The following is a 12,476-nucleotide window of genomic DNA, read 5'->3' as shown; positions in this document are numbered from 1 at the left end:
GGCTTGAGCCGTCCGGCCAAATCCTGACCCGATGCCTGGAATGGGGAAAGATGAGACGTTGTCCGCCTCGGGCTGGGCTGCCGCGTTTCGCCCAAAGTTCCCCATGCTCCGCGGAACGCCGGCCATGGCGGGCGCTTGGTTGCGTGCCGATTGCGACCGAAAAAAGCGGATGATCAGCATGATCGCGCCGCCGATCAGCAGCCCTTGAAGCAGCAGGCCCAACATGCCGGCCAAGCCGCCGAACCCTTGGCCCAAAAGAAGGCCGATCAGACCGCCGAGCAGCAGGCCACGCATCATCGAACCGCCGAGGCCGCTGAAGATCCCTGGTCGTTGGGGTGCCTGCGTCTGGCGGGCCGCATTGTTCGTTGCGGTATTGGGCGTCATCGAGCGCTCGACCGGCGCGGCCGGCTGTGGCGCCGTCCTGGTCGGCGGGACCGACTGGAAAGTGCGCGTGCCGCGGCTGCCGAAGCTGCCGCCACGCCGCGCCTCGGCGTAATCGGCCGTGACCATGGACAATGCCAGGAACAGTCCTGCAAACAAAACTGCAAACCGGCTCGAACGCGAAATCATCATGGCAAATCCCTAGGCGATACTCTTCGCGCTCATATGGGGTGCGCCGATCGAAATATCAGTGGGCCCACCCTCCATATTCAGCCATTGAGGAGAATTCCGGGGCCGCATCGACTCCAGCCACGGCAGCCGACCGTGATCCTTCTGCCACCTTGTGCGTTGTCGCCTGAGGCACACCGAGGAGACGAACGGTGTTTGCAGGTTTCAGAGCCACCAGCTTGCAACTGGACGACACGACCATTTTCGCAAGGGTCGGCGGAACCGGTCCGCCGCTGCTGCTGCTTCATGGTTTTCCCGAAACGCATCTGATGTGGAGGGATATCGCCGTGGCCTTGGCGCGCGATTTTACGGTGATCGCCGCCGATCTTCGAGGCTATGGGCAAAGCGGGTGCCCGGTCTCCTCTGCCGATCATAGCTCATACGCCAAGCGCGCCATGGCCGGCGACATGGTTCAGGTCATGAAACAGCTGGGATTTAAGCAGTTCATGGTTGCTGGACATGATCGTGGCGGGCGGGTCGCCTATCGCCTGGCGCTCGATCACCCCGATGAAATCTCCAAGATCGCGGTCCTCGACGTCATCCCCACCGCCGCCGCTTGGGATAGGGCGGACGCCAGACTGGCTCTCGGCTTCTGGCCCTGGAGCCTTCTTGCGCAACCGGAGCCTCTGCCGGAGCGACTGATAGGCGCCGCGCCGGATGCCATCGTCGACAATGCGATTGTGCAGTGGGGGTCGCCGGCAGAAATGTTCTCTACGGAGGTCAGGGACGCCTATGTCGAGGCGCTTCGCGATCCCGTTCATATTCATGCGATTTGCGAAGAGTATCGGGCCGCTGCCACGATCGATCGTGAGCATGACGCGGCGGACCAGGCAAATGGTCGTCGCATTGAGTGCCCGCTACTGGCACTGTGGAGTAGCGAAGGCGGCCTTGAGACCTGGTATGCAAGGGAAGGCGGACCGCTGGCTATTTGGAGAGAATGGGCCGACAGGGTTGAAGGACGCCCTGTTCCGGGCGGGCACTTCTTTCCCGAAGAGCACCCTCACCAGACCGGAGCGGCTCTCTCGAAGTTCTTGACGATAATAAGGGGGAATGACGCGTCGAACAGAGTATTGTAGAGGTCACATGCTTCCGTTACGCAAAACCCGGGAACGCTCCGCGGCCCGAGATCGAGAACCCTCTGATACTCGCCCGTTCGGCGTCGAACCTGCTTGATAAAAAATGAAGGCGATCACTGCAGCCACGCCCCTGATTTGCAGCCTCGTATTTATCGGAGGTTGCGCATCGCCCTTCCACGCATCCTTTGATGCCGCGAAATACGACAAGATGAGCTGCGTCGAACTCAACGTGGCCATGGGCGAAGTCGCCAAGGAGATGTCGGCGACAGCGATCACTCGGGGCAAAGTCGCGAAAAGCAATATTCCGGACTGGCTATGGGGCGCCCGGCGTGTCGCCTCTGCCGTCACTGCCCGCCAGAGCGCAAAAATCGAGCAGCTGCGGCAGCAGGAAACTGCGATCGCGGCGGTGAGACGAAGCAAGTGCTGATTGCGCCGCCGCAGTGGTCTAAGTGGCTACCCGTCGGCGCGATCGCCTTGATGCAATCTTCAGACCGACACCCCGGACTGGTGCGCGGCGATTGCGCCAAGGAATATCTGGCCGAATTCCCTGAGCTTCGCGGCGCCGACGCCATTGACTGCGGCGAAGGCGTCGAGGTCGCGCGGGCAGCGTTCGGCCATATCGATCAGTGTACGATCGGAGAAGATCACGAACGCCGGCACCTGGCGCTCCCGGGCAAGACGCAGCCGTACCGCCTTGAGCGTGGCCAAGAGGGCGGTATCCAGGTCTTCCGTACCCGCAGCAGCGGGACGCGTCTTACCACGCGACGCGCGGCTCCGCACCTCGACGCGATAGCGGAAAGAGACGTCACCACGAGCCAGCTCACGACCTTTTTCGGCGATGGCGAGGCCGCCATGGCCGCCTGAGTACAGTGTCAGAAATCCTCCCGCGACGAGTTGGCGGACCAAGGACAGCCAGACATCCTTCTTGTGCGCCACACCGGTCCCGAAGCTGGCAAGCCTGTGGTGGTTCCTGGCCAGGACCTTCTCGGTTTCATGGCCGAGCAGAACGTCGACGATATGGGCAGCGCCAAAGCGCTCGCCGGTCTGCGCGATGGCCGCGAAGACGATCCGCGCCTCTGCCTCGCCATCCGCTTGCGGCGTCTGGTCAAGGCAGTTGTCGCAATTGCCGCAAGGCATTGCTGTTTCGCCGAAGTAGCCAAGCAGGATCTGGCGACGGCACTGGGCCGTTTCGCAATAACCGATCAGCGTGTCGAGCCGGCCATGCGCGCGTCTTTTATGCTCCGCCGGTGCGTCCTCGTCGTCGATGAAAAGCCGCCGCATGCGGATATCGCCGAGACCGAAGAGCATATGTGCCTCGGCAGCCCGCCCGTCGCGGCCAGCACGGCCGATTTCCTGATAATAGGCTTCGAGGCTGCCCGGCAGATCGGTATGGAAGACATAGGCGACGTCAGGCTTGTCGATCCCCATGCCGAAGGCGATGGTCGCCACCATCACGACGCCGGACAAGGTCATGAATGCGTTTTGATTCGCTTCACGCGCGTGCTTGCTCATGCCGGCATGATAGGCGAGCGCGCGCACGCCGTTCTTCTCGAGGAACGCCGCCATCTCCTCGGTCTTCTTGCGCGACAGGCAATAGACGATGCCGCTGCGGCCGGCATGACGCTGCACGAAGCTCAGCAATTGGCGCTTGCCGTCCTGCTTGGCCTCGATGCCAAGCTTGATGTTCGGCCGGTCGAAGCCCAGCACCAGGGTTTCGACGCAGCCAGCGAACAGCTGTGCGGCGATGTCGGTGCGCGTCGTCTCGTCCGCTGTCGCCGTCAGCGCAATGATCGGCACATCAGGAAAGATGCCGCGCAGCCGCGACAACTCTTCATATTCGCGCCGGAACGCCGGACCCCATTGGGAGATGCAATGCGCCTCGTCGACAGCGATCAGCCGGATGTCGAGCCTTGCCAGCGCCTCGAGCATCCGTGTGGTCATGAGCCGCTCCGGCGCAAGATAGAGCAGGCGCGTTTGGCCCGCCGCAACACGGCGCCATGCGGCGACATTGGCATCCCGATCGAGCGAGGAATTGATCGTATCGGCCGCCACGCCGGCAAGGCGCAATGCGGCGACCTGGTCCTGCATCAGCGCCACCAGCGGCGAAACGACAATGGTGAGCCCGCCAAGGACCAGCGCCGGGACCTGGTAGCAGAGCGATTTGCCGGCGCCGGTCGGCATCACAGCCAGCACATGACGCCCAGCCAGCAGTGCCTCCGTCACAGCATCCTGGCCGGGACGAAAATTATCGAAGCCGAACACATCCTTCAGGACACGCCGCTTGGAATCCTCCGCCCGGACGCTCGCCTTCGATACCTGCATCAGGGAATTTCTACGATGGCGCCGCCTGAAAAGGCAGTGTGGAGACGGCCAGGAGCTGCGGCGACATGACTTGCCAAAGCTCTCTGGACAATCTCCAGGTGACTGGCTTTGACCGCGGATTCGAATACTTGATCACCCCTCAAGTCCTGTCTCCGTCGGCGCCGTCTGAAAGAGTATCCCCTCATTGGCGGATATGGGACCGTGATTCCAGCCCTATTCGCTTTGCCTGTGAATATCGCGTCGGCTCGGGCCGGTTAATCCTATCTTCATCATAATTCGGCAGGTTCAGGTTCTGCGGTGATGTTTTGAGTACCGCGGCGCCACAAGCGCCCAGGCAACACGCCCGCGTCTCTCCGGAGGCGCGGGCTTTTCGTTTGCGGGACATGCCGGAAGGAAGCGGGGCAAACACGCGGTTCTGCTCATTGGGCCGGACACACGCCGCGGCGCAATGATCTGCATTCGCGCGCCCTTCAGTCGATAAAATCAGCGCGGTGCGGCGTAAAGCTGTCGACCAGGCGCCCGGCCTCGAGCGCCTTGACGCCATGGACCAAGTTGGATGGGACAATGAAGCTGCTCCCCGTTTCCAGGATCTCGGTCCTGCCGTCGATGGTGACCTCGAAGCGACCTTCGGCGACGTAGCTCGCCTGGACATGCGGGTGCGAATGCAGCGCACCGACACCGCCCTTGTCGAAACCGAACTCGACCATCATCAACTCGTCCGTGTGCAGCAGCACGCGCCTGCGATTGCCATCCGGGGTCGGCGTCCATGCGCCCTCGCCGGCGTGCGAAAATATCTTGGATCCAGTCATCGCCAAATCCTCATCTGGCCTCATCGCGCCAACCAGCCGCCGTCCACGGGCACCACTGCGCCATGCATGTAGTTTGACGCTGGCGCCAGCAGGAAGACGGCCGCGTCGCCGATATCTTCCGGCCCGCCCCAACGCCCGGCTGGAATGCGCGCCAGAATGGCGGCGCTGCGGTCTGGATCGGCACGCAGCGCCTCGGTATTGTTGGTTTCGATGTAGCCGGGCGCAATGCTGTTGACGTTGATGCCTTTCGACGCCCATTCGCAGGCGAGCAACCGGGTGATGCCGAGCACGCCATGCTTCGACGCCGTATAGGAGGCGACGCGGATGCCGCCCTGGAAGCTCAGCACCGACGCGATGTTGACGATCTTGCCGCGCCGTTCCGGATCGGCAAGCACACGCGTGGCGAAGCTCTGGCTGAGAAAAAAGACTGTCTTCAGATTGACGTCCATGACGTCGTCCCAATCGGCTTGCGTCAGATCGACGGCGTCGGCGCGCCGGATGATGCCGGCATTGTTGACCAGTCCGTCGAGCGGTCCGGTTTCGTCCCAGATGCGATCGAGCATCGCCTGGGCAGCGGCATGGTCGGCAAGATCGCAGCGCACCGCCTCGAAGCGTCCGCCCGACGCAGCGACCTTTTCCGCCGTCTCGTCCATCGCCGAACGGCCGACGCCGACCACCGCACCACCGGCGCGGGCGATCGACAGGGCGATACCTTGGCCTATGCCGGTGTTGGCGCCGGTGACGAGGATGCGCTTGCCGGCTAGGCTAAAAGTGGAAAGGTCGCTCACCGCAGCTCTTCCATCGCGACTGGATCGACGTCGGTATAGTCGACATTGTCGCCGGCCATCGCCCAGATGAAGGCATAGTTGGACGTGCCGGCGCCCGAATGGATCGACCATCCCGGCGACAGCACGGCTTCTTCGTTGCGCATGACGAGATGGCGTGTCTCATCCGGTTCGCCCATGAAATGGAACACGCGCGCCGCTTCCGGCAGATCGAAGTAGAGATAAGCCTCCATGCGCCGGTCATGCACATGGCACGGCATGGTGTTCCAGACCGAGCCTGACGCAAGCTGGGTCATGCCGACGACGAGTTGGCAGGTTTTGACGCTTTCGGCATGGATGAACTGGAAGATCGAGCGCTCGTTGCAGGTCGCCTGGCTGCCAAGATCGAGCCGCTTGGCATCGCCGATGCGGATCAGCTGGCTGGGATGGCTCTGATGCGCCGGCGCGCTGAGCAGATAGAATTTAGCCGGCTCGGCTGGGTTGACTGAAGCGAACGACACCTCATTGGCGCCCATGCCGAGATACAGCATGTCGCGCGGCTGCAGCTCGTAGGATCGGCCGCCAGCTTTCACGATGCCGGCGCCGCCGATGTTGACGGCGATCAGTTCGCGGCGATCGAGAAAATTCTTTGTCCCGGTCGGCTTGATCGCTTCCAGCAGCAGCGGGATGCCCGCGGGCATGGCTCCGCCGACGATCATGCGGTCGTAATGAGTGTAGGTCAGGCCGATGCGGCCGAGCTGAAACAGGCCTTCGATCAGGAAATTATGACGAAGCTCGTCCGTCCCCATCGCCGCGGCAGTAACAGGGTCGATGGCGAAACGCGAAGTGAAGTCGGTGTGATTGTCAGTGTGATTCATTGCTGTCCCATTGGGCTGCCTCATTGGTCATTCGGTTGCCGCGGCCTTGACCGAGTCGGCATAAAAATTCTGACGTGCGTGCAGGCGCTCGCGATAGCGCTGCTGGCTCGCGGTGAGATGGGCGCGCATGGCTTCGCGAGCGGACTCGGCATCGCCTGTCATAATGGCGTTCAGGATCACCAGATGCTCGCCTTGCAGTCCGCGCTGATAGGCGTCCGACTGGGCGAGCTCGGTGGACCACGGCGACGTCACGTCGCAAGGAATGGCGCGCCGTCCGAGCACGTCGAGCATCTCGACATAGAACGGATTGTTGGTGGCACTGGCGATCGCGCGGTGGAAGGCAAGGTCGGCCGGACCTGTCGGCTCGCTGTTCAAGAGCAGCCGCTCGAACTCGAAGAACGCCTCCTGGATCGCTGCTTCCTGCGCGGCATTGCGACGGATAGCGGCGAGCCCGGCGGACTCGATCTCGATCGCCAGGCGCACCTCGAGCACGTTGAGGGCGATCGAATCCTTGCTGCCCATATCCGCGGCCAGCGTGCCGAACATCGTCGAGATATGCTCGGTGACGAAGACCCCGGCGCCTTGCCGCGGCTCGACCAGACCGTCGGCGGCAAGCTTGGCCAGCGCTTCGCGGATGACGGTGCGGCTGACCCCGAAAGTTTCGGTCAGCTGGCCCTCGGTCGGCAGCTTTTGGCCCGGCTGGATCTCGCCCGCCTGCAACTGCTTGCGGATCGACGCGACCACGGTCTCCGACAGCTTGGGCTTGCGTTCGACCTTCAGGCTGATCGCCGTATCCGATGCCATTGCCAACCCCTATTTGAAGACGCTCGGCAGCCATAGCGAGATGGCCGGAATGTAAGTGACGAGCCCCAGCACCACGAGGCCTGCGCCATAGAATGGCCAGATCGAGCGCATCGCTTCCCAGACGGATATCTTGCCCACTGCGCACGCCACGAACTGCACCGCGCCCACCGGCGGCGTGTTCAGCCCGATGCCGAAGTTGAGGATCATGATGACGCCGAAATGCACCGGATCGACGCCGTAGGCCTGCGCCACGGGCAGGAAGATCGGCGTGCAGATGATGATCGTCGGCCCCATGTCCATGAACGTGCCGAGGAACAGCATCAAGAGATTGAGCAGGAGAAGCACGACCAGCGGATCCTCTGAGATCGCGTTCATCGAGGCGATCAGCGCTGCCGGCACTTTCAGGAACGCCATCAACCACGAGAACGCCGCCGCCATGCCGATGATGAGCAGCACCATGGCCGTGGTGCGCACCGCGCCATGGGTGGCATGAACGAAACCTTCCCAGGTCATCTGCCGGTAAACCAGGACCGTCACGAGCAACGCATAGATGACGGCGATGCAGGAACTCTCGGTGGCCGTGAAAACGCCCGATCGCACGCCGCCGAAGATGATCGCGATCAGCAGCAGGCCGGGCACCGCGATAGCGAGGAGATGCGCGACGGCGGCGAAGCCTGGAAACGGCTCGGTCGGATAACCGCGGGAGCGCGCCACGAAATAGGCGGTGATCATCAGTGCGAGTGCCAATAGCAGCCCCGGGATAATGCCGGCGGTGAACAGGTCGGCAATCGAAATCTTTCCGCCTGCCGAAATCGAGTAGATGATCATGTTGTGCGACGGCGGCAGGAGCAGCGCGATCAGCGCCGCCATCGAGGTGACGTTGACGGCGTAATCCGCTCCATATCCACGCGCCTTCATCTGCGGGATCATCAAGCCGCCTACCGCCGCTGCCTCCGCCACCGCGGAGCCCGAAATGCCGCCGAACAGTGTAGCGGTCGCGATGTTGACCTGCCCGAGGCCGCCGCGCATGTGGCCGACGAGCGAGCCGGCGAAGGCAACGATCTTGCTGGCGATGCCGCCGCGCACCATCAAGTCGCCGGCGTAGATGAAAAACGGAATCGCCAGCAGCGAAAAGACGCTCATGCCGGAATTCAGGCGCTGGAACACGATGAGCGGCGGCAGGCCCATGTAGAGGACGGTGGCAAAGCTTGCGACGCCGAGGCAGAAAGCGATCGGCGTGCCGATAAGCATCAGAACGGTGAAGACGCCGAAGAGTATCCAGAGTTCCATGGCGTCAGACCTTCACGTTCGCTGTGTCGAGTTCGGCTGCGACTTCCGCCGGCGGCAGTTCATCGAGCGCATCGTCGATCGGCGCACCGGAAAGGCGAAGCACGATGCGCTCCAGCGTGAAGAGCACGATGAGCGCGCCTCCCGCGACAAGCGGGACGTAGTCCCAGCCTCCTGATATGCCGAGCGACGGCAAGGTGGCACCCCAGGTCAATGCAACCAGCTGGCTGCCATACCAGATCATGCCGATGCCGAAGGCGAGCGCGACGAGGTCCGAGATCATCCTCAGCCAACGCTTGCCGCCTTTCGGCAGGACGTAGAGCAGGACGTCGAAGCCGAGGTGATAGTTCTCGCGCACCCCGACGGCAGCGCCGAGGAAAATGAACCAGCTCATCAGCATCACCGAGCCCTGCTCGGTCCAGCTCGGCGACCGGTTCAGAACATAGCGGCCGAACACCTGCCAGGCGACGAAGGCGGTCATCAGCACCAGCCCGACGCCGGCGATCCACAGCGCCGCCGTGCTGACGCGCGACATCACCCGCGCGATGCCGGGCAGGGGCAGTCTCTGTTCTGAGCTGGAGGTCACCGGTTCTCTCCGCAAGAGGATGGCGGCGCGGAATGCCCGCGCCGCCGCTTGATCACTGCACGGCCTTGATGGCCTCGACCATCGCCTTCAGCTTGTCGTCCTTGACGTGCTTTTCGTAGACCGGGCCCATCGCGTCGATGAAGGGCTGCTTGTCCGGTGTCGTGATCTGCGAACCGGCCGCCTCGACCTTGGCACGCGATTCCTTGACCTTGGCGGCCCACAGCTCACGCTGCTTGGCGACGCTTTCCTTGGCGGCCGCCTTGAAGATCGCCTGGTCTTCCGGCGTCAGCTTGTCCCAGCTCGACTTCGCCATGACGAAGGCTTCCGGCACCATCGTGTGCTCGTCGAGCGAATAGAACTTGGCGACTTCCGCATGCTTGGCGGTGTCGTAGCTCGGAAAATTGTTCTCCGCGCCGTCGATGACCCCGGTCTCGATCGCCGAATACACTTCGCCATACGGCATCGGCGTCGCGTTGGCGCCGAGTGCAGCCACCATGTCGACGAAGATGTCGGACTGGATGACGCGGAACTTCATGCCGGCCAGATCGGCTACAGTGTTGATCGGCTTCTTCGAATTGTAGAAGGAGCGCGCGCCGCCGTCATAAAAAGCGAGCAGCACCAGCCCGACCTGTTCGAACGCCGCCGCAATCTGGTCGCCGACCGGCCCGTCCATGACCTTGTGCATATGGTCTTCCGAGCGGAAGATGTAGGGCAGCGAGGGCACGGTGGTTTCCGGGATAAGTCCGTTGAACGGCGCCATCGAGACGCGGTTGAGGTCGATCACGCCGGAGCGCACCTGCTCGATCGTGTCCTTTTCCTCGCCGAGCTGCGCGGAATGATAGACATCGACCGAATAGCGGCCGGCCGTGCGCTCTTTGACAAGCTCGCCAAAATATTTGACCGCCTCGACCGTCGGATAGCCGTCCGGGTGCGTGTCGGACGAGCGCAGAACCGTCTGGGCGCTTGCCGTTCCGGCCATCAGTGCGGCGGCCATTAGCGTAGCTCCCGCCAGTCTAGAAAGATGCAGCATTGGTTTCCTCCCGTTGAACGATGGCGGCAAGCGCCGTTAGAGCCGGTACGCCTTTTTTGCGAGCGTATAGGCAAGTTCCTGCGCCAGCTCGTGCGCCTCGTCTTCGCGGAGCCGATGCTCGGCGACGAGACGCGCAAGAAAGGCGCAATCGACCCGACGCGCCACCTCGTGACGAGCCGGGATGGATGGAAAGGCGCGGGTGTCGTCGTTGAAGCCGACGGTGTTGTAGAAGCCGGCCGTCTCGGTGGTCATCTCGCGAAACCGGCGCATGCCCTCAGGGCTGTCGTGGAACCACCAGGCCGGCCCGAGCTTCAGCGCCGGGTAGACGCCGGCGAGCGGCGCCAGTTCGCGCGCATAGCTGGTCTCGTCGAGCGTGAAGAGGATGATGGTGAGGTCGCGCTCCAGCCCGACGCAGTCGAGCAGCGGCCTCAGCGCCGTCACATAGTCGGTTCGGATCGGGATATCGAACCCCTTGTCCCTGCCGAACCTCTGGAAGACGGCAGGCGAATGATTGCGCCAGGAGCCGGGATGGATCTGCAGGACCAACCCATCGTCGCGGCTCATCTTGGCCATTTCGGTCAGCATCTGGGCACGAAACAGCTTTCGCTCGCGCTCGTCGTCCGAGCCCCGGCGAATGCGGTTGAACAGCTCCTGTGCGGCGGCATCCGACAGATTGGCGGTCTCCGCTGTCGGATGGCCGTGATCCGACGCGGTCGCGCCAAAACTTTTGAAGAAGGCCCTTCTCTGCCGATGCGCATCGAGATAGCCGGCCCAGGTGCCGGTGTCGCAGCCGGTGATGTCGCCGAGCCGATCGAGATTGGCCGAAAAGCCTTCGAAGTCGGGATCGACGACTGCATCCGGCCGGTAGGCGGTGACGACGCGGCCCTCCCAGCCGCTGTCGCGGATCATCTGGTGCCATCTGAGATCGTCGAGCGCGCCTTCGGTCGTCGCGATGACCTCGATGTTGAAGCGCTCGAACAGTGCTCGCGGGCGAAAATTCTCCCACTGCAGCAGCGTCGCAATTATATCGTAGTGGCGGTCGGCCGTCGCCGCGTTCAGCGGCTCTTCAATGCCGAACAGATGGGCGAGCACATGGTCGAACCACAGGCGCGTCGGCGTACCGCGGAACAGATAATAGTGCTCGGCGAAGCGCCGCCAGATCGTCCTGCCGTCGGTCTCCACCGGTGAGCCGTCGAGCGTCGCCACACCAAGGTCCTCGAGCCGGACGCCCTGGCTGAACAGCATGCGGAAGATATAATGGTCCGGCACGATCAACAATTGCGCCGGATCGGGAAACGCCGCGTTGAGCGCATACCAGCGCGGATCGGTGTGACCATGCGGGCTGACGATCGGCAGGTCCTTCACCCCGGCATAAAGCTCGCGGGCAACCGAACGCGGACGCGCCTCCGCGGGAAACAGCAAATCCGGATCGGTCAATGCGGCCACGTCGTTCCTCCCAACCCGGCCATCGGTAGGATCGGAAAGAAATTATGTCAACATACAAAAAATAGATTGTTGTATGATGACTTTTACGCAACGTCAGCCCATTGTGCGGGAAGGAAACGGATGTTACGCCGCATGCCGGCCAACTCCGGCACCAGCTCGATCAGACCCATCGCACGATGACAGACAGACGCCTTTCCAACACTACGCGGCAGGCATTGCCGGCCTGGGTCGCGGTCCCAGGATACGACCGCAACCGTGTCCTACCCGGCATCGTCCATCTCGGCGTCGGCGCATTCCACCGCGCCCATCAGGCAGCCTATGTCGACGATTGCCTGGCGGCGGGAGAGATGGATTGGGGCATTGTCGGCGTCTCGCTGCGCAGCACCGACACACGCGACGCGCTGGCGCCGCAGGACGGGCTCTACACGCTGGCGGTCAGGAGCAGCGACAGCGAAAGCCTGCGCGTCGTAGGCTCGATCGTGTCGATGCTGGTGGCCCCGGAAAGTCCGGGTGCGGTGCTGGCCGCGCTGACTGACCCGCGCACCTGCATCGTCACGCTGACGATCACCGAAAAGGCCTATCTCAGGGCGGCGGGTGGCGGACTGGACACAGCCCATCCCGACATTGTCCACGATCTGGCCAACTCGCGCACGCCGCGAACGGCGCATGGTTTTCTCGTCGAATCGCTTGCGCGCCGCCGCGCCGCCGGTATCCAGCCATTCACCGTGCTGTGCTGCGACAACCTCCCGGCCAATGGCGCCACGCTGCACCGGCTGCTGGTCGAATTCGCCGCGTTGCGCGGCACCGATCTCGCCCGCCATATCGCCGACGAGGTGGCGTTTCCGTCGAGCATGGTGGATCGCAT

13 protein-coding genes and 1 pseudogene are annotated in these 12,476 nt (G+C 63.1%); 4 read left to right on the top strand and 10 right to left on the bottom strand.

Going from position 1 to position 12,476, the window contains the following annotated elements:
• Positions 1-384, bottom strand: a pseudogene (locus EOA85_RS38940) (hypothetical protein); the annotation flags it as partial.
• Between EOA85_RS38940 and EOA85_RS38935 the strand changes: the two are divergent.
• The 3 genes from EOA85_RS38935 to EOA85_RS13525 all read left to right on the top strand — a co-directional run bounded on the left by EOA85_RS38935 (position 359) and on the right by EOA85_RS13525 (position 2,112).
• Positions 359-496, top strand: coding sequence for a hypothetical protein (locus EOA85_RS38935; protein ID WP_245485747.1), 138 nt, complete (start codon positions 359-361; stop codon positions 494-496). The pseudogene EOA85_RS38940 and the gene EOA85_RS38935 overlap by 26 nt on opposite strands.
• 265 nt (positions 497-761) lie before the next feature.
• On the top strand, positions 762-1,685 hold the full coding sequence (locus EOA85_RS13530; protein WP_127209771.1) for an alpha/beta hydrolase: 924 nt from the start codon (positions 762-764) through the stop codon (positions 1,683-1,685).
• A gap of 103 nt (positions 1,686-1,788) precedes the next feature.
• Positions 1,789-2,112: a hypothetical protein gene (locus tag EOA85_RS13525; protein WP_127209770.1), complete on the top strand. Its 324-nt coding sequence runs from the start codon at positions 1,789-1,791 to the stop codon at positions 2,110-2,112.
• Between the two features lie 59 nt (positions 2,113-2,171).
• Here EOA85_RS13525 and recQ read toward each other — a convergent pair whose 3' ends face one another.
• The 9 genes from recQ to uxaC form a co-directional block, all read right to left on the bottom strand.
• Positions 2,172-4,007, bottom strand: coding sequence for a DNA helicase RecQ (recQ, locus tag EOA85_RS13520; RefSeq protein WP_127209769.1), 1,836 nt, complete (start codon positions 4,005-4,007; stop codon positions 2,172-2,174).
• A 470-nt stretch (positions 4,008-4,477) separates the two neighbouring features.
• Positions 4,478-4,816, bottom strand: a complete 339-nt coding sequence (locus EOA85_RS13515; RefSeq protein WP_127209768.1) for a cupin domain-containing protein — start codon at positions 4,814-4,816, stop codon at positions 4,478-4,480.
• A 20-nt stretch (positions 4,817-4,836) separates the two neighbouring features.
• Complete coding sequence (gene kduD / locus EOA85_RS13510) at positions 4,837-5,604, bottom strand: 2-dehydro-3-deoxy-D-gluconate 5-dehydrogenase KduD (protein ID WP_127209767.1); 768 nt, start codon at positions 5,602-5,604, stop codon at positions 4,837-4,839.
• The gene (gene kduI, locus EOA85_RS13505; RefSeq protein WP_127209766.1) at positions 5,601-6,458 is read right to left on the bottom strand and encodes a 5-dehydro-4-deoxy-D-glucuronate isomerase; all 858 of its coding nucleotides are present in this window, start codon (positions 6,456-6,458) and stop codon (positions 5,601-5,603) included. Before kduI ends, kduD begins: the two co-directional genes overlap by 4 nt.
• A 27-nt stretch (positions 6,459-6,485) precedes the next feature.
• A complete protein-coding gene (locus EOA85_RS13500; RefSeq protein WP_065011187.1) occupies positions 6,486-7,262 on the bottom strand; it encodes a FadR/GntR family transcriptional regulator in 777 nt (258 codons plus the stop codon).
• 9 nt (positions 7,263-7,271) lie between these two features.
• A complete protein-coding gene (locus EOA85_RS13495; protein ID WP_127209765.1) occupies positions 7,272-8,552 on the bottom strand; it encodes a TRAP transporter large permease in 1,281 nt (426 codons plus the stop codon).
• Between the two features lie 4 nt (positions 8,553-8,556).
• The gene (locus tag EOA85_RS13490; RefSeq protein WP_029349033.1) at positions 8,557-9,084 is read right to left on the bottom strand and encodes a TRAP transporter small permease; all 528 of its coding nucleotides are present in this window, start codon (positions 9,082-9,084) and stop codon (positions 8,557-8,559) included.
• A 103-nt stretch (positions 9,085-9,187) separates the two neighbouring features.
• Positions 9,188-10,165, bottom strand: a complete 978-nt coding sequence (locus EOA85_RS13485) for a TRAP transporter substrate-binding protein (protein ID WP_127209764.1) — start codon at positions 10,163-10,165, stop codon at positions 9,188-9,190.
• A 36-nt stretch (positions 10,166-10,201) separates the two neighbouring features.
• On the bottom strand, positions 10,202-11,611 hold the full coding sequence (gene uxaC / locus EOA85_RS13480) for a glucuronate isomerase (protein ID WP_127209763.1): 1,410 nt from the start codon (positions 11,609-11,611) through the stop codon (positions 10,202-10,204).
• 176 nt (positions 11,612-11,787) lie between these two features.
• Here uxaC and EOA85_RS13475 point away from each other — a divergent pair.
• Positions 11,788-12,476 (top strand): mannitol dehydrogenase family protein (locus tag EOA85_RS13475; protein WP_164759636.1); only part of this gene is annotated, 689 nt, incomplete at its 3' end.

It is taken from the genome of Mesorhizobium sp. M5C.F.Ca.IN.020.29.1.1, assembly GCF_003997375.1.
GTDB classification, from domain to species: Bacteria; Pseudomonadota; Alphaproteobacteria; order Rhizobiales; family Rhizobiaceae; genus Mesorhizobium; species Mesorhizobium wenxiniae.
Note: the sequence above shows the minus strand (reverse complement) of the source record. Positions and strands in the feature narration are given on the sequence as shown.

Excerpts from the sequence above, each read along its gene's own strand:
- EOA85_RS13525 (WP_127209770.1), top strand. The coding sequence starts at position 1,789 with ATGAAGGCGATCACTGCAGCCACGCCCCTGATTTGCAGCCTCGTATTT.
- recQ (WP_127209769.1), bottom strand. The coding sequence starts at position 4,007 with ATGCAGGTATCGAAGGCGAGCGTCCGGGCGGAGGATTCCAAGCGGCGT.
- EOA85_RS13515 (WP_127209768.1), bottom strand. The coding sequence starts at position 4,816 with ATGACTGGATCCAAGATATTTTCGCACGCCGGCGAGGGCGCATGGACG.
- kduI (WP_127209766.1), bottom strand. The coding sequence starts at position 6,458 with ATGAATCACACTGACAATCACACCGACTTCACTTCGCGTTTCGCCATC.
- EOA85_RS13500 (WP_065011187.1), bottom strand. The coding sequence starts at position 7,262 with ATGGCATCGGATACGGCGATCAGCCTGAAGGTCGAACGCAAGCCCAAG.
- EOA85_RS13495 (WP_127209765.1), bottom strand. The coding sequence starts at position 8,552 with ATGGAACTCTGGATACTCTTCGGCGTCTTCACCGTTCTGATGCTTATC.
- EOA85_RS13490 (WP_029349033.1), bottom strand. The coding sequence starts at position 9,084 with ATGTCGCGCGTCAGCACGGCGGCGCTGTGGATCGCCGGCGTCGGGCTG.
- EOA85_RS13485 (WP_127209764.1), bottom strand. The coding sequence starts at position 10,165 with ATGCTGCATCTTTCTAGACTGGCGGGAGCTACGCTAATGGCCGCCGCA.